Origin of the sequence: uncultured Nonlabens sp. (assembly GCF_947495285.1) — a bacterium.
In the GTDB taxonomy this organism is placed as follows: domain Bacteria; phylum Bacteroidota; class Bacteroidia; order Flavobacteriales; family Flavobacteriaceae; genus Nonlabens.
In genome coordinates, this window is the sequence record NZ_CANLXZ010000001.1 from 151,168 (window position 1) to 170,247 (window position 19,080).

Genomic DNA, 19,080 nt, shown 5'->3' on the forward strand with positions numbered 1-19,080 from the left:
TGACGCATCGCATGCGTCCCAATCAGAGAGGCATCGCATGCGTCCCAAGCAGAGAGGCATCGCATGCGTTCCAATCAGAGAGGCATCGCATGCGTCTGGAACTTGTGGAAGACAGCGATACCGAGAAAAATAAAGCAAAGCTGTTCCTAGACAGCTTATCGAAATAAAAAATTATGGAAAACCAAGAACAACTTTTTACTATATCCATTTATACAGAAAACAACATAGGGTTGTTGAATAGGATTTCGGCAATATTCCAGCGTCGTCATGTGAATATAGAAAGCATAAACGGTTCTGCATCAGAGATAGAAGAGGTGTCAAAATGGACCATTCTAGTAAATATAACCGAAGAAAATATGAAGAAGATAATCGGTCAGATAGAAAAACAAGTAGAGGTAATAAAAGCTTACTACCACTCTGACGATGAAACGATTTATCAAGAATCCTGTCTGTTTAAAATTGAGTCAGATCTTCTTTTTGAAGAACCTCAGATCCAAAATATAATTAAAGAAAGTAACGCACGTATAGTAACGGTTAATAAAGAGTTTTTTGTTCTAGAAAAATCTGGAAGAAGGAGCGAGGTCGATTTATTATACCGTGAATTAAGTGCCCACGGCATATTACAGTTCAATAGATCTGGACGTATAGCTGTTACTAAAGAGCCAATGGAAATTTCAAAAATGCTAGAAGCATTAAACTCATAAAATAAGTACCATGTCAAATTATTTTAATACCCTATCACTTTCACAAAAACTAGAACAATTATCTAAATGCAGATTCATGCAACAAGCAGAATTTGAAGATGGTGTTAACGCTTTAAAAGGAAAGAAAATCACGATAGTAGGTTGTGGTGCACAAGGATTAAATCAAGGTCTTAACATGAGAGATTCTGGATTAGATATCTCTTATGCATTAAGACAGGCTGCTATAGATCAAAAAAGACAGTCGTTTAAAAACGCTAGTGAAAATGGTTTTACCGTAGGGACTTATGAAGAATTAATCCCTAATTCAGATCTAGTTTTAAACCTAACACCAGATAAACAGCACGCAGCTGTTGTAGAGGCGATCATGCCGCACATGAAAAAAGGGGCGACCCTTTCTTATTCTCATGGATTTAATATAGTAGAAGAAGGACAGAGGATAAGAGAAGATATCACTGTTATAATGGTGGCTCCTAAATGTCCAGGCTCTGAGGTGAGAGAAGAATATAAAAGAGGTTTTGGAGTCCCTACTTTAATAGCCGTGCATCCAGAAAATGATCCTGAGAATAAAGGATGGGAGCAGGCCAAAGCATATGCCGTAGCAACAGGTGGACACAAAGCAGGAGTTCTAGAATCTTCTTTTGTTGCTGAGGTGAAGAGTGATTTAATGGGAGAGCAGACTATTTTATGTGGTGTGTTACAAACGGCTTCTATACTATTGTTTGATAAAATGATCGCACAGGGCGCAGACTCAGAATACGCATCTAATCTTATTCAATACGGTTGGGAACGTACCACAGAGGCTTTAAAACATGGTGGTATTACTAATATGATGGACAGGCTAGATAATGCGTCAAAGATTAAAGCGCACCAACTGTCTGAAGAGTTAAAAGCGATTTTAAAACCACTTTTTGAAAAACACATGGATGATATTATGTCTGGTCATTTCTCACAAACCATGATGGCAGACTGGGCAAACGACGATGTAAATCTATTAAAATGGAGAGCCGAGACGGAGAACACGGCTTTTGAAAAATCTACTGCGTCTATAGAAAAAATAGAAGATCAAGAATATTTTGATCATGGTGTAGCGATGGTTGCCTTTATTAAATCTGGTGTAGAACTAGCATTTGAGACTATGGTAGCGTCAGGTATTGTGGAAGAAAGTGCTTATTATGAGTCGCTTCACGAGTTGCCATTAATTGCAAACACGGTAGCTAGAAAGAAATTATTTGAAATGAATCGCATTATTTCTGACACGGCAGAGTATGGTTGTTATCTATTTGACCATGCATGTAAGCCTTTAGTTTCTTCATTTGTAGATGGTCTCGATGCGACTGTTATTGGTAACGCTTTCGCGAAAGCGGAATACAAAACAGACAACCTAGAACTAATAGCAGTCAATAAAGCTATTAGAAATCACCCCATAGAAAAGGTAGGAGCAGTGTTGAGAGATTCTATGATTGCAATGAAAACCATCTAGATAATAAGTTAGGGTAGATGCTGGTGATGCTAGAAATTTTGAACAACAAAATTCTGTCTATTAGTACGCAGCCGTGAATCATTACTAAGTGAAAAAAGATTAAAAATGTGAGTCTATAGGACTTTTCTTTAATGAAAAGCAAAGCTGTTATGCGACGGCTGGACCATAAAAGATATGAAAACAGTGACTTATTATCCAAGATTAGAAGATGTAAAACAGGCGGCAAATCGTTTACGAGACGTGGCCTGTTTAACACCTTTAGAGTTAAATGTATTTTACTCTAACAGGTATCAAAGTTCTATCTATTTTAAGAGAGAAGACTTGCAGCCCGTGCGTTCTTATAAAATACGTGGTGCATATAATAAGATCTCTACGTTGAGTAAAGAAGATTTGTTAAACGGAGTCGTTTGCGCCAGTGCTGGAAACCACGCACAAGGCGTGGCTATGTCTTGTAAATTGCTCAAAACACACGGTACTATTTATATGCCTACACCTACACCGGCGCAAAAAATCCAGCAGGTAAAAATGTTCGGTGGTAGGTATGTAACTGTAGTTATGCATGGGGATACCTATGACGACTCTTACCATGCTGCCATGGAGGAGAATAAAAAATTAGGGAAAATATTTATCCATCCTTTTGATGATGAAAAGGTGATAGAAGGTCAGGCTACTGTAGGACTAGAGATTATGGAACAATCTAAAATCCCTATAGATTATGTAATCATGCCCGTAGGCGGTGGCGGTTTAAGCGCTGGGGTTTCTAGCGTGTTAAAGTACCTATCTCCTCATACTAAAATTATAGGAGTAGAGCCCAAAGGAGCAACTTCTATGGCAGTTTCTATTTTTAACAGGAAAAATACGACGCTAGATCATATAGATAGTTTTGTTGATGGTGCTGCGGTTAAAAGAGTAGGAGAGCGCAACTTTGAAATATGTAAACAGAATCTTACCGAGACTATTAATGTAAGTGAAGGTGCCATATGTCAGACTATTCTAGATTTATATAATAGTCAGGCGATAGTGGTAGAACCTGCAGGAGCTATGTCTATTACGGCGCTAGAAACTATAAAAGAAGAGATAAAAGGTAAAAACGTAGTTTGTGTTGTAAGTGGCAGTAATAATGACATTACTAGAACTGCAGAGATTAAAGAACGGGCCTTACTAGAGTCGCAGTTAAAACATTACTTTATAGTTAGATTTCCTCAAAGAGCAGGTGCGCTTAAAGAATTTGTAGAGAAGGTTATAGGACCTAATGATGATATTACTCACTTTGAATACACTAAGAAAACAAATAGAATTAAAGGGTCTGCGGTGGTGGGAATAGAATTGAAAAACCCTGCAGATTTTGATTCTCTAGTACAACGTATGAAGTCACTTAATTTTTATGGGGATTATATAAATCATAATCCTACACTTTTTGAGTTTTTAATATGAGCTAGATTTAACCTATAAACGCAACTTCTAGTTTAAAATAATAATTTATCCATTACCTGGACTGGATTATCAAAGTTGAATCTTTTTCTAGGTCTATTTTCAATCATCTTTCTCTATCATTTTCCTTTTAATAGGATAGTTTTAAAGCATAGTAAAATTAAAACATACGGCTTTTAAGCTGCAATTCTGATTCATTTATTGAACAGAAACAGACTTCTAGGGTCTTACTCTATATCTTTTTTAATTTTTAGATAATCGTGCTTTGACCTAAATGAATATTTTTAAAGTTTGCATTAGAGTCATGTGGATTTGTAATAAAATCTGCAATGAAGTCACCTACTTTATTAGTAGTAATATTATTATAAGTAAGGTTTAAATCAGGAGTAGTAATATTAAGTTCTAGAGAACGATTTATTGCCGTTTTAATCATTTCTGATTCACTGTATAATCTAAAATGCTCTAATAACATTGCAGCGCTAAGTATAGAGGCTAATGGGTTAGGGTTTTTACAATCAGTAACATCTACATTACTGTGAACTGTGGGAAAAAAAAGAGATGTCTTTTGTCCTAAGTAACTAGTAGACTGCAAGCTAGTAGAACCAGTTAAAACGCTAGACTGTTTAATCAATATATTACTGATTATACGCTCTGTTAGAATCACATCAAATAGGTTAGGAGATAATATGAGTTGGGTAACAGCATTTTCTATATTAATGACATTAAACTTTATTTCAGGATATTGTAAAGATAATTTACTAGCTATTTCAGTCCATAAAGAAGAAACTTGTGATATGTCAGATGTGATTATAAGAGTTACTTTTTTACCTCTGCTTTGAGCCGCTTTAAATGCCTTTTTTGCAACACATTGTATCTCTTGACGAGTATTCTCATTTATGTCATAAGCGTAGTCGTTATTCTTAGAAGAATATTTTTTAGTAACATCATTGGTTAAATTTAATTCATTAAAAAATAAAATGTTTGTTCCAGATATAACTTTTCTTTCAAGAGGAGAATTTATAGTCAAAGAATTATAACTCTTCACAATAGTAGAGCTAGCATGCACTTTTAATTCTGAATGCAGATTTCTATTTTGTAAAAAGGATTCATTACTAGTTAAAATGGCGTCATTATTCCTACATAAATCAATGTCTTTATTTAAAGAACGATTTCTACTGTTTGTATCTACAGTTTTGAATATGAATTTGTGATCAAATTCTAATGCGATGGCTTTTAGTACTTTGATCGATTGGGTGGTTATCTCTGTACCTAGCCCAGACTTAGGTATAACTACTATGTTTAATCTCATCCTCTTTATTTTTTAAAAATTTATAGATTGTTACCTTGTTAAAATATTGATTTTAAGATTTGTTTATATTTTAAAGCTGCTATTATTTCTTTATTGTATTACTAAGTTATATTTTGGACTATTCTTACTAATCGTTTAATTGAATGTATTATGATGTCCAACAGTCATTCTTGTTGTTTAATGTGTTGAATTAAAGTTAGTTATTTTAATAAATTATCGATGGCAAAGGATCAAAAAGATGGGCTATTTGTGCTGGTTAAGTCATTAACTAAGTCAGAAAAGCGTCAGTTTAAATTATATGTAGGAAGACTAGATGTAAATGCCGATTCAAAATTCTTGAATCTGTTTATGCATTTAGATAAAGCTGCTAGTTATAATGAAAAGCAAATCTTGAAATCTACAAATATTCAAAAACGACAATTAGCAAATGTAAAAACACATCTTTACAAGCAAATTTTAATAAGTCTCAAGACTAATCCGGTACATCAAAACATAAGATCACAAATAAGAGAACAATTAGATTTTGCATCCATACTATATCACAAAGGATTATATAAACAAAGTTTAAAAATACTGGACAAAGCAAAAGAGCTAGCGGTTGCTCACGAAGAGAAGAATCTCGCCTATGAAATTGTGGAATTAGAAAAAATTATAGAATCACAATACATTACTAGAAGTATAAGTACGCGTACAACTCAACTTACCACCCAGGCTAGAGATCTTAGTAACTCTAATATTATAGCAAGTCAGCTATCCAACCTTTCTTTACAAATGTATACCGAGTTTATTAAAACAGGATGTGTAAAGGACAAAGAAGAAAGTGAAAAGGTAACGGCTTATTTTTATGATCGTTTACCTACTTATGAATTTGAGAACCTTGGTTTTAGAGAAAAACTATGGTTATATAAAGCTCATTTGTGGTATAGTTTTTTAATGCAAGACTTTTTGAATTGTTACAAATATGCATCAAAATGGGTAGATTTATTCTATCAGGATAAAAAAATGATAGTTCTCAATCCCGTGTTTTTTATTAAAGGAAATCATTATTTGCTAGAATCACTTTTTTTCTTAAAAGAAAAAGATAAATATCAATCTACCTTAGAGCAATTAGAGAAAACCTTAATAGGCAAGAATTTTCCTAAAAATGAGAATCTAGAAGCGCTTAGTTTTTTATATATCAACCTAAATAAAATAAGTCAGTATTTCATAGATGGTAGTTTTAAAGACGGATTACCATTAATAGAAAAAGTAGAAAAAGATCTATTAGGTTTTAAAGACCGTCTGGATGAGCATCACCAAATGGTCTTCTATTACAAATTTGCCAGCATGCATTTTGGGGCTGGAAATTACTCAGAAACCATTTTTTACTTGGATAAAATTATTAATAATAAAACACTCACCATGCGAGAAGATTTATTATGTTTTTCTCGTATTTTAAGTCTTATCGCTCATTATGAAGCTGGTCAGGATGAACATCTTGAAACCTATTTAAGAAATGTATATAAATTCTTAATTAAGATGAACGATCTCTATGAGGTACAAAAAGAAATGATCAAATTTATACGCGGTTTACAAGATATTTACCCTCATGATTTGAAAAATGCATTTCAAGATTTGCTACTTAAACTCTATAATTATGAAAAACATCCTTATGAAAGGCGTGCTTTTTTATATCTAGATGTTATTTCTTGGTTAGAAAGTAAGGTTTTAAAAAAGCCTATAAATCAAATAGTTAGAGATAAGTATTTGACTAATTCTAGAATTCAAAGTATGTAGTCTATTAAATTAGTAGGATAAAAAACCATTAAAAATTTGGAAATATGAAATAGTTTTTTGAATCTTTATACTCACGTTCATAACCATACTGAAATTATCAAGAAAGGACGAGGGAACAGACCCATCGACTCCTTAGCAACCCTTTATTTATGTCGACAATAAATAGAGAAGGTGCTACATTCTGCTCACAACTTTGTGAGACGAGATGATCAAACGCATAGTAGGTTATACTACCACAAGTTTCTTTTTTGATTTTACTTTTTGATCCAGTTCAAAGAGCAAATCTATATTTCTAATTGGTTTTGAGCATAACTCAATTTTTAATTTTTAAAGAAACAAATATGTCTCAAAAATTTTCAACAAACGCACTTCATGCAGGTCATGATTTTAAAAACAATGGTGGTACAAGAGCAGTACCTTTATATCAATCTACTAGTTTTGTTTTTAATAACAGTGACCATGCCGCAAACCTATTTTCACTAGCAGAGCCAGGTTTTATTTACACAAGAATAAATAACCCAACAGTAGACGTTCTAGAACAACGTCTAGCAGCACTAGAAGGTGGAATAGCAGCCGTTGCAACCGCTTCTGGAACCAGTGCTATTTCAACAACGTTGCTTACCTTACTGAGAGCAGGAGATCACATTGTAGCAAGTAACTCACTTTATGGAGGTACTTATAACTTGCTTTCTGTGACCTTACCTCGTCTGGGCATAACAACCACGTTTGTAAACCCTAATGATAAAGACGCTTTTACTAACGCAGTACAAGAAAATACTCGTGCCATATTTGTAGAATCGTTAGGCAACCCTAAACTAGATGTTTTAGACCTAAAAAAAATAAGCGCGCAATCTAGAGAGGCTCGTGTACCGCTTATAGTAGATAATACGGTAGCTACCCCATATTTACTCAACCCTATTGAGCATGGGGCTAACATTGTAATTCACTCACTTACTAAATATATAAACGGTAACGGTACTGCTCTAGGTGGGATTATAGTAGACGCAGGTACCTTTGACTGGACTAACGGTAAATTTCCAGAATTTACAGAGCCTAGTGCTGGTTATCACGGTCTAGTTTATAGCGAGGCACTAGAAGCAGCAGCCTTTATTGCCAAGGTACGTATAGAAGGTTTAAGAGACCTAGGTGGCGCTATCTCACCTTTTAATGCATGGCAAATTATTCAAGGCCTAGAAACATTACCACTTAGAATAGAAAAGCACTCTAAAAACGCACTAGAATTAGCAACCTGGTTACAAAGCAGAGAAGAGGTAGAATGGGTTAATTATCCAGGTCTAGAAACTAGTAATTACCATGATCTAGCAAAAGAATACTTGCCAAAAGGCCAAAGTGGCGTCGTGACATTCGGTCTTAAAGGCGGTTATCAAAGCGCTAAGAAAGTAGTGGATAACACAAAAATTTTCTCATTGCTGGCAAATATAGGCGATAGTAAATCCCTTATAATTCATCCTGCAAGTACAACACACCAGCAATTAAGTGATGAAGATCAAATAAGTAGTGGTGCTACTAAAGATCTAATTAGACTTTCTGTAGGTCTAGAAGATGTCTCTGATTTAACTGCAGATCTTGAAGAGGCCTTTGCTACTATAGATCAAAAAGTTCTTGCATAAATGGCTCAAAAGCTAAAATATATCGAGCTTCCTGATTTTAAATTAAGATCGGGAAAGGTGCAAGATATTAGTGTTTCCTATCAGATTTTTGGGCGTGCTTTACATACCGCGCCCATCATTCTGGTTAACCATGCACTTACAGGAAATTCTTCTGTAACGCAATGGTGGAAAGAGCTGGCAGGTGATAGCAGAGTCCTTGATACGACTCAATTTACCATTATCTCCTTGGACATACCTGGTAATGGATATGACGGTAACATCGACCATTTAATCTTTAATTATCAAGACTGGACATTGTATGATGTGGGTTCCGCTTTCGCGAAAGCGTTACACCTATTAAACATTTCCTTTATAGATTTAGGAATAGGAGGTAGTATAGGTGGCGCATTATTATGGGAAATGCTGACGCAAGAACCAGAATTATTCGGCACCATAGTACCTATCGCTGCAGACTGGAAAGCGACAGACTGGATTATAGCATGTTGCCATATACAAGAAAATATACTCGCGACTTCTACAAAACCAGTAGAGCTAGCAAGACAGCATGCCATGACATTCTATAGAACGCCATTAGGGTTAAATTCTAAATTTAGTAATGCTAAGGAAGAAAAATCTTTTAAAGTTCAAAAATGGTTAGACTACCATGGAGTAGAATTAAAAAAGAGATTTTCTTTACCAGCCTATAGACTGCTCAATAGATTATTATCTAGTGCACAAGCCAGTACAGATAACCAGATAGCACCCACGATTGCAGCTTCTCAAACAGCTATAGAGCTAGTTGCAATAGATAGCGATGGACTATTTATAGCCCATGAAGATAGAAAGACGTACCGTTTATTAAAACGAGATCGAGATATTAATTACCACGAGATCACTTCCATTCATGGGCACGATGCTTTTTTAATAGAACATGGTCAGGTAAAAGAAATTCTATGTCAGATTATAGAAAATCGTTTGCCTAAAACATCAAAATCGATTTGTAATAAAATCAGATTACTTGAAACAATTTAGTGATCTATCTAAAACTTACACATGAAACAAATACATTTATATATATTCGGTATAGGGAATGTAGGCAGTACGTTGATTAATCAAGTACTGGAATCACATTCCTTTTTTAAAAGCACACATAATTTAGACCTTAAAATTATAGGTCTTGCAAATTCAAAGAGAGTACTTATTGACCCAAATGGGATAACACAAAAATGGAAAGAAGATTTCAGCTCTATTTCTCAAGTTAGGGAAAGTGATAGTTTTTATAAAATTGAAAACCTGCATGAAGCGCCTAAAATAGCAATAGATGCCACCGCGAGTAAAGAGGTGTCGCAATATTATCCTGAATTATTAGATCATGATTTTAATATTATCACGGCAAATAAAATTGCAAATACCTTATCACAGTCCTTTTATGATATCATACGCACAGCTCTTAAAAATAAAGGATTGCAATTTGAGTACGAGACTAATGTAGGAGCAGGTTTACCTATCATTAATGCGGTAAGGGATCTTTATAATAGTGGTGAGCAATTGTTTGCCATTAATGGTGTTTTTTCTGGATCCTTAAGTTACATTTTTAACCGTTTCAGTGAAGAAAACAAGCCGTTTTCTGAAATAGTAATTAATGCATTAAAAGGTGGCTATACAGAGCCAGATCCTAGAGAAGATCTATCAGGTAATGATGTGGCCAGAAAACTATTAGTACTTGCTCGAGAAGCAGGATTGAAACTAGAATTTGACGATATAGAAATCGATAATCTAGTTATTCCTTCTTTAAGAACAGCCTCGCTTAATCAGTTTCTAGATCAAGTAACTTTGTTAGATGAGGTGTTGCAGGAGAAGAAAGATGCTCTCTCTAGCGATCAAGTATTGCGACATCTAGGAGAACTAGATGTGGTTAATAGTGTACTTAAAGTATCGCTTAAAGCTGTACCTAAAAGTAGTCCCGCAGGACAGTTAAAAGGTAGTGATGGGTTCTTTGAGATTTATTCAGAAAGCTATGCGTCACATCCGCTGGTGATAAAAGGTGCTGGTGCTGGTAGAGAAGTAACAGCTAGAGGTTTACTGTCAGATATTATAAAGGTAAGTAAGACGTGTAAAGAGGTTTTAGTGGCTGGATAAGTAAGAATAAGAAAATTGTTTTATCTCAAAAAATTAACAAACTAACATGTATATTTACATCTTTATTAGTTAAAACTATAAGATAAAATGAAACTACATCTTTTTTTATTTCTTAGTATTATTTCATTTTGGAGTTATGCACAAGGATATCCAGATCAATGGCCAACATCAGGTGGCAGGATGGATTTTAGTCGAGGTGAGGGAGAGTTTCTCCCTCATGTTAGTCCTCCTGCGATTGCTACAGTTGATGCAATGGCAAATGGTAGATCATTGCTTACTGGTACAACCTCTACCTATACTTATAATTCCAATCCTTATTTGATAGACCCATTTAAGGAACGTAATATTGCAAATTTATTTACAGAGGGAATCGCTACTTCTTTTCGTGCCCACAATACGCAGAGTCTTTTAATTGTTCCTCATCCTGAGTCCATTTATAAGTATTACCTAATCGGTAATAATTATGGAACTTTTCCAATATATGATTTGATCATTTGTGAATTTGATTTCAGGTTAAATTCTGGAGCTGGTGGAATAGTAAATGGTAGTATAAGAAGAATTCAACAAGAAGTTTTTCCGAGAAATATGATGGGTTACTTCAACAAAGAAGATGGTTCTTATTGGATAATAATCCAGCGTAATGATTCAACTGATTTTCTAAGTTATAAAATTGATTCTAATGGTTTTAATCCAACACCAGTGGTCAGTTCAGTAGCGTATAACTCCTTTTCAACAGTTAATGTTGTTCAAGATTTATACTTTGGAACAGGTAAAGCTGTTGTATCGCCAGATGGAAGTAAGATAGCTATTGTTAATGCTATTAATAAAGGGATATTGCATCTGTATGATTTTGATTCAACCACAGGTGTAATTTCAAATAGTCAAAATATAGGTAGAGAATTAGTTGATAATGAACGATACACAAATGCTGCTTTTTCTGGAGATTCTTCTAAGTTATATGTTCTTACCCAGGATCGGTCTCAAGCAATTTATAATGCAGGACATGGTATACCTATTACTAATTTAAGGAGTAAAGTATTTCAATATGATTTATCACTTTTTAACATTAGTCAGATAATAGCTAGTGAAACTCAAATATCTAATGATGTTGGGCCAGATAATTACTTCACACGCTATAACAGTTTATTTCTAGCAGTTGATGGTCGTATTTATGTACCTGGTGGTAGATGGCTAGCTAGAGTTGATAATCCTAATCTATTAGGTTTAACTTCTAACTTTATTGATAACTATCAAAATGTTAATACTTATTTTAGTTATGCACATCCTGTCCGCGCTAATTTTATAACAAATACTATAGTAGAATATATAGAAGTAGGTGATCAGTGTCTAGGGAGTCTGACAAATTTTAGTCTTACTGAAAATGTTACTCAAGTGTCATGGGACTTTAATGATCCAGCAAGTGGTGTAAATAATACAAGTACTTCCTTAACACCTAATCATCAATTTACAGCTGCTGGAAAGTACAGGGTAGTGGCAACAGCTGTCGTAAATGGATTACAAAAAGAATTTGTACGTTACATAAGAATATTTGACCCACCATTACTTAGTAGTCCTATAGATCCTTTTACGGGATGTGATTATGATGGTAATGGAATAGCATCATTTGATTTAAATAGATTGACACCACTGATCTCTAGTTTATATAAAGGTGAGAAACTTTCATTTTACGCTACCCAGACAGATGCTTTGAACGGTACAAATAAAATTAATACTAATATTTCTTTTTTTAATCAAACCCCATATTCACAAAGTTTATTTTTAGTTGTAGATAATCGATATGGATGTAGTAGTACTATTGAGTTATCATTAATAACAAAAGAATACAGTCCTATTCCTAATGATTTCATTTTAGACATTACCGTATGTGTTGATCAAGGAAGTAATGGATCTGTTGTTGACTTAACGGTAATAGAGTCTGAGGTGGCTAATTATTATGCGAATACAAATAACTTTATTTTTAATTATTATGAAAATAGACAAGATGCCATTTTACAAAGAAATTCAATTAATTTACCATCGGCTTATGAGTTCAATTCTACTAATAGTCAATCCATTATTGTCTCTATTATTCACCCAGATACTTATTGCGATTTAATAGCGGTACCTCTCATAAGATTAAATACTATAGAAGTAACGGTAGAAGAATTATCTGATGTTTACGAGTTGTGCAGTGGTGATACTTTAAACTTAGAAGTAGATGACTCTTATCTTTCTTATTCTTGGTCTAATGGTTCAACAACTTATCAATCACAATTTAGTTCTTATGGCATGCACAGTCTAACAGTAGAAAAATTAATTAGTGGAGCAATTTGTTCTTCTACTTTTAATTTTGAAATAGTTCCTACTTCACTGCCAGTGATAGATGATATTATTATAGATTCAGTAAATAAATCTGTTACTGTGCAGATGGCTTCTATTGGTGATTTTGTTTATACCATACCTAACGTGGCCAGTCAGTCTTCAAATGTTTTTCAAAACTTAGAATATGGGGAGTATGAGATTTCAGTTCATGAAATACCAGACTGCGGTACAGTTACTAAGACTTTTAACCTAATAGGTTACCCTAGATTTTTTACTCCTAATCAGGATGGTTTTAATGATACTTGGAATATTTTAGGAAGCAAGTCTAATGAGGTTTACATGACATCGATATTTGATAGGTATGGTAAACTTTTAAGCCAAGTTGAAAGTGATGAGATAGGTTGGGATGGTACGTTTAATGGTAGTCCTATGCCTGGTAGTGATTACTGGTTTAAAACGGTAAAAAATAACGTCGTTGTTTTTCATGGTCATTTTGCATTAAAGAGATAGGAATTAGATTTTTTTATTTAGAGAATTGAATATGGTTCAATTAATTTATAAGTCTCTTTGAAATTTATTCAGAAAGCTATGCGTCACATCCGCTGGTGATAAAAGGTGCTGGTGCTGGTAGAGAATTGACAGCTAGAGGTTTACTGTCAGATATTATAAAGGTAAGTAAGACGTGTAAAGAGGTTTTAGTTACTCTATAAGTACTTATGATTTTATTGGATATCTGTTCCGCTTTCGCGAAAGCGAAACAGATATCATAATCTATTGAGCAATACTAAATGTAAAGGTGGTATTTTTACCTAAAACGGAATCTACTGAAATTTCTCCTCCTAACTTCTCTACCAGTTGTTTTACGGTGGAGAGTCCTATTCCATGTCCTTTTTTTCCCTCACGATCATATTCTCCTACAGTAGAAAATAAATCAAAGATAGTTTCTAATTTATCTTCAGGTATGCCACGACCGTTATCTTTAATTTTAAAGATGTAATGATGGTCTACGATGTCTATATTTAAATCTATAACGGTTTCCTCTTTGTCGTTGTACTTTATACTATTGCCTATTAAATTTAAAAATATTTGCTCAAGAGCAACGCGGTTGCAGTGAATGGTATGATTAACCTCTGGTAGGTGAATATCGCAGTGGTGTTTAATGTTAATTAATTCAATTATGTTTTCTAGTAAATCATTCACATCAAATCTCTTACGGTCATCGATGTTGTATGAAGAACTCTCGTAATGAGCAAGGATATTAGTAATATAATCACTTAATGATAAAGATGATTTTTTGAGATAACTCAGGTATTCTCTACCAGGTGTATCTAAAATACTTGAGTATTTTTTGTTTAAAATATCAGATGTGACAATAAGATTTGCTAGAGGCATTTTCATATCATGGGATACGGTCCCTGCAAAATCTTTTAAAAGGTCATTGTGTTTTTTTAAATGAGATTTAGATGCTTTAAGCTCTGTGTTGAGTACGTGTAACTTTAAGAGTTCTTGAACTTGTTGTGCTAGATTAAGTAATCCTTTTCTTTGTTTATTGCTTAGTTTTTTAGGTTTGTTATCTATGACACAAAGAGTTCCTAATACAAATCCAGTTTGATCTAAAATCGGTACACCTGCATAAAATATTACAGGGTTATCCTTATCATGCGCTAGTGGATTATTCATAAATCTAGGATCTTCTAGAGCATTAGGAATTTCCATTAATTTATCAGGGTTATGAATGGCATGTGCACAAAAACTAACCTCTCGTGGTGTCTCACAAACTGCCATGCCTAGATTAGATTTAAACCACTGTCTGTTCTCGTCTACCAAAGATATTACCGCATTAGGAGTACCACATACGTAGGAAGCTAATTCAGTAATATTATCATATTGTTGTTCTGGTAAAGAGTCTAGAATGTTAAGGCTTTGTAGAGCTTTTATTCTAGCTTTTTCATTAACTGGTAAGGGTGCTGCAATCATAAAAGAGAAATTCGTTGGTTTTTTGCAGTTCTATTCGGGATGTAAAACTCAATCAAAGTTAAGCGTTACGATTGTTGTAGGGTTTATGTGAGTGTATGTTTTCGATAATGTGAGTTTTTGGAAATAATTTAAATTCAGTTATTTAGGCAAATAACGGATATGATTTTTTGTAAGAAAAAATTATAACTTATTTTAATTTCCATTTTAAATTATGCTGTAAGCTTAAAGAATGTTTTAAGAATCAGCGGTTTTACGATATTTTTAAAAGCCTTTTTTGTAGGAAAAAATATACAGTTATTTACCTGTTCCACCTTTTTTAGATAAATAACTGTTTAAATAATTAAATGTTTTCTAAACCGTTTATCGGTTATTTTTTTTGATAGGATTGTGTTTATTTAACTTTTGTTGTTTTTTAAAAGTTGAACTTCTTGTTGAAGAGCTTCTATTTTTACTTGCTGCTCTTGAATTGCTTTAACTAAAATGGGAATCATCTGGCCGTAATCAACTGCAAGAGATTTATTAGAATCTAGTCCTTCATCTACAATAGAAGGTATCTGTTCTTGTAACTCTTGTGCAATAAAACCGTATTGTAATCTGTTGGAATTATCGTTTTTATAGTTGTATTGATATGTGTTTAAGGCGATAATGCTAGTAAGTCCGTCTTTTAATGGTTGTATATTTTTTTTCTTGCGTATGTCAGAGGTTCTAAAAGCATTTTGAAAATAAAGGTTATTCCATGAATTTCCATTTCTACCTAAATCTTTTGCTCCATCTAAAACTGGAAAGTGTGCAAAATCACTGAAGATATAATCTGCGTCGGTACCACCCTGGCTACCTATATTTATTCTAAGGCCGCCATCTGCATCATTATCATTAGTATGTATGGCTTGTGAATATATTCTTCTAAAGTGTTGATTAAACATACCGAGGTCATATCCAGTAGTGTTGGTGTTATCTAATGAGTTAACTGCTGGGTAAAGTCTATTGTTGTCTATAATTATTTTTTTATCATCAAAAAATGAATATGAAAAACTACCGGCTGTACTAGAAGAGTTATAATTTAAATCTCTACCAGTTTGTGTTATTTCTGAATTGTTATTACCTCTAGCTATTTTTATACCCTGACCATTTCTAGAAGTATTGATATGTAAAAGTTGGTCAGGATTAATTTCATTAATACCTATATTACCATTGTTTTTTACTCTTATACGTTCTCGAGTATTTGTTGCGATAATAAAATCTGTATTATCTGATGTGCCGAGATAGTTTTGATTTGCATCTGTACCACTATTACCGGTAGTATTCCAGAATAGAGTAGGGTCAGGATTGTTTGCGTTACCGTCATCAGATGTATTAAATGGTTGCCACATAATGCCATCCCAATAATAGAAACCTTTTCCAGATACTACGTTAGTGTTATAAACTAAAAGACTCTCTTCCATAATACCAGTTATAGGGTCTTGAGTATTTAAATCTATAATATTAACTCTAGGAATAAGAATTCCCTTATCATTTAGAGTAGTTGTTACGTCTAGTATAGCACTAGAGGCTGGTGTGCTGGTGCCTATACCTACTTGTGCAAATATAGATGAACAGGTACAGGTAAGTAATAAAAATATTGCTAGTCTCATGATTATGGTTTCTCTTATATACGTAGATTAATAGAAAGTGGTTTTAATAAAATAAAGGTTTATATCTATCAGGTAAGAATCTTAGAATGTATTAAATTTGAATATGTTATCTAGAAAAACAAAATACGGTATTAAGGCCCTCACTTACCTTGCTAGACAAGAAAACCAGGCGCCCACTTCTATTGCTACTATTGCAGAGTCAGAAAAAATCCCACACAAATTTCTTGAGGCCATTCTATTAGAACTACGTAAGAACAGTATTTTAGGTAGTCGCAAAGGGAAAGGCGGTGGTTATCATTTAATGCAATTGCCTGAGAAGATAAGAATGTCAACCATACATCGCATTCTAGAAGGTCCTATTGCGATGTTACCATGTGTTAGTCTTAATTTCTATGAAAAATGTGACGATTGTGTGGATGAAGATGCTTGTTCAGTTAATAAATTAATGATTCAGGTAAGAGATAATACACTTGCTATTTTAGAAAATCAAACACTTAAAGATTTGATTTAATAAGTATGTAATTATTAGAATTATCAGTTTCATGTAATAGGATTATTAATTCTTTAAAATTTAATAAGATAAATATTAATACGATATTATCCTATTAGAATTGTAGGGTTTGAAAATTGTTATATATTTGCATCGTTAAGTTTTAACAATAGTTTTGGATAGGTCAAACAATGCGAGTAGCTTACTATATTAAGATGGGCTGTTTTCTTATTTTAACTACTCGTGTCTGGCCGTTTATAAACAATTATTTTCCATCTTCTTAGATGGATTTTTTGTTATAACTGGTTTCTCGCTTTTTAAATTTACTTTACCAGTTTAAAAATCCCTTGTGTATTTCTTTAAATAAATACTCTACTAACCCTATAGGGTAAATCTTTTATTCTTTAATTTGCACATTAAATGAAAGTTCCTTTGATTTTAGATAGAATTTATAAACCTGGTTTTTTTGATAATCAACAATCTAGTGATCCTAACTGGAAGATAGCATTATTGAAAACAATAAGCTGGCGTGTAATAGGTACGATAGATACTATAGTGATATCATGGTTCCTTACATCTAAAATAGATATAGCGCTTACTATAGGTGGTGTAGAGGTTTTTAGTAAAATGGCTCTCTACTTCATTCATGAACGTCTGTGGAGTAAAATTACAAATCTGAATAATGAAAAAAATAAACAAACAGTCCGTACAAAAGTATAATGAGGCGCTCAAAAATGAGCAGCCTTTGTATCGAGTTAGTCAGGTACTAGAAGAAGCGGTGAACCCTATTATAACAACTAATTTTAGACCTTATGAAGTAGCTATCCTTCATCTAGTTACACAATTAAAAAAAGATATACCAGTCATTTGGTGTGATACAGGTTATAATACCATTCAGACCTATAAGCATGTGGAGTACGTAAGAGAGCTTCTTGATTTAAATCTCAAAATATATGTGCCTAAGCAATCTGTTGCTTATAGAGACGTAATTATGGGTATTCCTGATTTAAATAATCCATTACATGCCCTTTTTAGTGAACAGGTTAAGTTAGAGCCCTTTAAACGTGCAATGAAGGAATGGAGTCCAGATGTCTGGTTTACTAATTTAAGAAAAGGACAGACCGCATTTAGAGACTCTATAGATGTTCTTTCTTATGGATCAAGTGATGTACTTAAAGTATCTCCATTTTATGATTATGATGATAATCAACTGGATAATTACTTAGAACAAAATAATTTAAAAAACGAACTCAAATATTATGACCCCACAAAAGTTATCCAAAATAGAGAATGTGGAATTCACAATTAACAATATACTAGAACCTAATCTTTTAGAATCTGAAGCTATTTATATAATAAGAGAAGTAGTAGGACAGTTTGAAAAGCCAGTTTTATTGTTCTCTGGTGGCAAGGATAGTATCACCTTAGTACATCTTGCTCATAAAGCTTTTTATCCTGCACCTATTCCTTTTCCATTACTTCATATTGATACAGGTCACAACTTTCCTGAAACTATCGCTTTCAGAGATGAATTAGTAGAAAAATTAGGTCTCAAATTAATCGTTGCTCACGTACAAGATGACATAGACGCAGGTATTTCAAAAGAAGAATCTGGACGTTATGCCAGTAGGAATTTATTACAAACGGCTACCTTACTTAATGCCATTGAAAAACATGGGTTTGATGCATGTATAGGTGGTGCTCGTAGAGATGAAGAAAAAGCAAGAGCAAAAGAGCGTGTTTTTTCTGTACGCAATGAATTTGGTGAGTGGGATGAGAAAAATCAAAGGCCAGAGGTTTTTGAATTACTTAATGGAACTATAGATCATGGACAGAATGTGCGCGCATTTCCTTTATCTAACTGGACAGAACTAGATGTGTGGAATTATATAAGATCAGAACACATAGAAATACCTAGTATTTATTTTGCTCATCAACGCGAGGTGTTTATAAGGGATAGTATGATCTGGTCAGTGTCTCCACATGTTTATAAAGATGAAGATGAGGTGACTCAAAAAAGTTGGGTGCGATTTAGAACGGTAGGAGACATGAGTTGTACCGCAGCGGTATTTAGTCATGCGACAGAAATCGATGCCGTTATTGAAGAAATTACAGATAGTAAAATCTCTGAACGTGGCGCGAGAATAGATGATAAACGTAGTGAAGGTGCGATGGAAAAACGCAAGCAACAAGGCTATTTTTAAAAGAAAG

General features: G+C 33.6%; 15 protein-coding genes and 1 riboswitch. Of the genes, 12 read left to right on the forward strand and 3 right to left on the reverse strand.

Annotated elements, in window-relative coordinates; all coding sequences use genetic code 11:
- Positions 1-173 precede the first annotated feature (173 nt).
- The 3 genes from ilvN (at position 174) to ilvA (ending at position 3,618) form a co-directional block, all read left to right on the forward strand.
- Complete coding sequence (gene ilvN, locus Q0838_RS00680) at positions 174-704, forward strand: acetolactate synthase small subunit (RefSeq protein WP_298950177.1); 531 nt, start codon at positions 174-176, stop codon at positions 702-704.
- A gap of 10 nt (positions 705-714) precedes the next feature.
- Positions 715-2,184 (forward strand): ketol-acid reductoisomerase, encoded by a 1,470-nt coding sequence (ilvC, locus tag Q0838_RS00685; RefSeq protein WP_298950180.1) that lies wholly within the window; start codon positions 715-717, stop codon positions 2,182-2,184.
- 174 nt (positions 2,185-2,358) lie between these two features.
- Entirely contained in the window at positions 2,359-3,618 is a 1,260-nt protein-coding gene (gene ilvA / locus Q0838_RS00690) for a threonine ammonia-lyase IlvA (RefSeq protein ID WP_298950183.1), read from the forward strand.
- A 247-nt stretch (positions 3,619-3,865) separates the two neighbouring features.
- On the opposite strand, the gene Q0838_RS00695 is transcribed toward ilvA, so the two are convergent.
- Positions 3,866-4,924 (reverse strand): isocitrate/isopropylmalate family dehydrogenase, encoded by a 1,059-nt coding sequence (locus tag Q0838_RS00695; protein WP_298950185.1) that lies wholly within the window; start codon positions 4,922-4,924, stop codon positions 3,866-3,868.
- Positions 4,925-5,143: 219 nt separating this feature from the next.
- Between Q0838_RS00695 and Q0838_RS00700 the strand changes: the two genes are divergently transcribed.
- From Q0838_RS00700 to Q0838_RS00720, 5 genes are all read left to right on the forward strand, one after another.
- The gene (locus tag Q0838_RS00700) at positions 5,144-6,700 is read left to right on the forward strand and encodes a hypothetical protein (protein ID WP_298950188.1); all 1,557 of its coding nucleotides are present in this window, start codon (positions 5,144-5,146) and stop codon (positions 6,698-6,700) included.
- A 91-nt stretch (positions 6,701-6,791) separates the two neighbouring features.
- A riboswitch (SAM riboswitch) is annotated at positions 6,792-6,912 on the forward strand.
- A 129-nt stretch (positions 6,913-7,041) separates the two neighbouring features.
- Positions 7,042-8,331, forward strand: a complete 1,290-nt coding sequence (locus Q0838_RS00705) for an O-acetylhomoserine aminocarboxypropyltransferase/cysteine synthase family protein (RefSeq protein WP_298950190.1) — start codon at positions 7,042-7,044, stop codon at positions 8,329-8,331.
- Positions 8,332-9,342, forward strand: a complete 1,011-nt coding sequence (locus tag Q0838_RS00710) for an alpha/beta fold hydrolase (protein ID WP_298950191.1) — start codon at positions 8,332-8,334, stop codon at positions 9,340-9,342.
- 21 nt (positions 9,343-9,363) lie between these two features.
- Positions 9,364-10,449, forward strand: coding sequence for an aspartate kinase (locus Q0838_RS00715; protein WP_298950192.1), 1,086 nt, complete (start codon positions 9,364-9,366; stop codon positions 10,447-10,449).
- A gap of 87 nt (positions 10,450-10,536) precedes the next feature.
- The gene (locus tag Q0838_RS00720) at positions 10,537-13,281 is read left to right on the forward strand and encodes a T9SS type B sorting domain-containing protein (RefSeq protein ID WP_298950193.1); all 2,745 of its coding nucleotides are present in this window, start codon (positions 10,537-10,539) and stop codon (positions 13,279-13,281) included.
- Positions 13,282-13,542: 261 nt separating this feature from the next.
- On the opposite strand, the gene Q0838_RS00725 is transcribed toward Q0838_RS00720, so the two are convergent.
- Complete coding sequence (locus Q0838_RS00725; protein ID WP_298950194.1) at positions 13,543-14,748, reverse strand: GAF domain-containing sensor histidine kinase; 1,206 nt, start codon at positions 14,746-14,748, stop codon at positions 13,543-13,545.
- Positions 14,749-15,143: 395 nt separating this feature from the next.
- Entirely contained in the window at positions 15,144-16,379 is a 1,236-nt protein-coding gene (locus Q0838_RS00730; protein WP_298950196.1) for a tail fiber domain-containing protein, read from the reverse strand.
- 103 nt (positions 16,380-16,482) lie between these two features.
- Here Q0838_RS00730 and Q0838_RS00735 point away from each other — a divergent pair, with 103 nt between their 5' ends.
- The 4 genes from Q0838_RS00735 (at position 16,483) to cysD (ending at position 19,073) form a co-directional block, all read left to right on the forward strand.
- Positions 16,483-16,890 carry an Rrf2 family transcriptional regulator gene (locus Q0838_RS00735; RefSeq protein ID WP_298950198.1) on the forward strand — a complete coding sequence of 136 codons (408 nt, stop codon included), beginning with the start codon at positions 16,483-16,485 and terminating at the stop codon, positions 16,888-16,890.
- Positions 16,891-17,289: 399 nt separating this feature from the next.
- Positions 17,290-17,589: a DUF2061 domain-containing protein gene (locus Q0838_RS00740; protein WP_298950199.1), complete on the forward strand. Its 300-nt coding sequence runs from the start codon at positions 17,290-17,292 to the stop codon at positions 17,587-17,589.
- Complete coding sequence (locus Q0838_RS00745; RefSeq protein WP_298950200.1) at positions 17,552-18,178, forward strand: phosphoadenosine phosphosulfate reductase family protein; 627 nt, start codon at positions 17,552-17,554, stop codon at positions 18,176-18,178. The genes Q0838_RS00740 and Q0838_RS00745 overlap by 38 nt, the downstream gene beginning before the upstream one ends.
- Positions 18,174-19,073 carry a sulfate adenylyltransferase subunit CysD gene (cysD, locus tag Q0838_RS00750; protein WP_298950222.1) on the forward strand — a complete coding sequence of 300 codons (900 nt, stop codon included), beginning with the start codon at positions 18,174-18,176 and terminating at the stop codon, positions 19,071-19,073. Before Q0838_RS00745 ends, cysD begins: the two co-directional genes overlap by 5 nt.
- Positions 19,074-19,080 lie beyond the last annotated feature (7 nt).

What these genes read in the sequence shown, in the direction of transcription:
- Q0838_RS00745 (WP_298950200.1), top strand. Translation starts at nt 17,552, where the DNA reads ATGAAAAAAATAAACAAACAGTCCGTACAAAAGTATAATGAGGCGCTC.
- ilvC (WP_298950180.1), top strand. Translation starts at nt 715, where the DNA reads ATGTCAAATTATTTTAATACCCTATCACTTTCACAAAAACTAGAACAA.
- ilvN (WP_298950177.1), top strand. Translation starts at nt 174, where the DNA reads ATGGAAAACCAAGAACAACTTTTTACTATATCCATTTATACAGAAAAC.
- Q0838_RS00710 (WP_298950191.1), top strand. Translation starts at nt 8,332, where the DNA reads ATGGCTCAAAAGCTAAAATATATCGAGCTTCCTGATTTTAAATTAAGA.
- Q0838_RS00700 (WP_298950188.1), top strand. Translation starts at nt 5,144, where the DNA reads ATGGCAAAGGATCAAAAAGATGGGCTATTTGTGCTGGTTAAGTCATTA.
- ilvA (WP_298950183.1), top strand. Translation starts at nt 2,359, where the DNA reads ATGAAAACAGTGACTTATTATCCAAGATTAGAAGATGTAAAACAGGCG.
- Q0838_RS00740 (WP_298950199.1), top strand. Translation starts at nt 17,290, where the DNA reads ATGAAAGTTCCTTTGATTTTAGATAGAATTTATAAACCTGGTTTTTTT.
- Q0838_RS00725 (WP_298950194.1), bottom strand. Translation starts at nt 14,748, where the DNA reads ATGATTGCAGCACCCTTACCAGTTAATGAAAAAGCTAGAATAAAAGCT.
- Q0838_RS00720 (WP_298950193.1), top strand. Translation starts at nt 10,537, where the DNA reads ATGAAACTACATCTTTTTTTATTTCTTAGTATTATTTCATTTTGGAGT.
- Q0838_RS00695 (WP_298950185.1), bottom strand. Translation starts at nt 4,924, where the DNA reads ATGAGATTAAACATAGTAGTTATACCTAAGTCTGGGCTAGGTACAGAG.
- Q0838_RS00715 (WP_298950192.1), top strand. Translation starts at nt 9,364, where the DNA reads ATGAAACAAATACATTTATATATATTCGGTATAGGGAATGTAGGCAGT.
- Q0838_RS00705 (WP_298950190.1), top strand. Translation starts at nt 7,042, where the DNA reads ATGTCTCAAAAATTTTCAACAAACGCACTTCATGCAGGTCATGATTTT.
- Q0838_RS00735 (WP_298950198.1), top strand. Translation starts at nt 16,483, where the DNA reads ATGTTATCTAGAAAAACAAAATACGGTATTAAGGCCCTCACTTACCTT.
- Q0838_RS00730 (WP_298950196.1), bottom strand. Translation starts at nt 16,379, where the DNA reads ATGAGACTAGCAATATTTTTATTACTTACCTGTACCTGTTCATCTATA.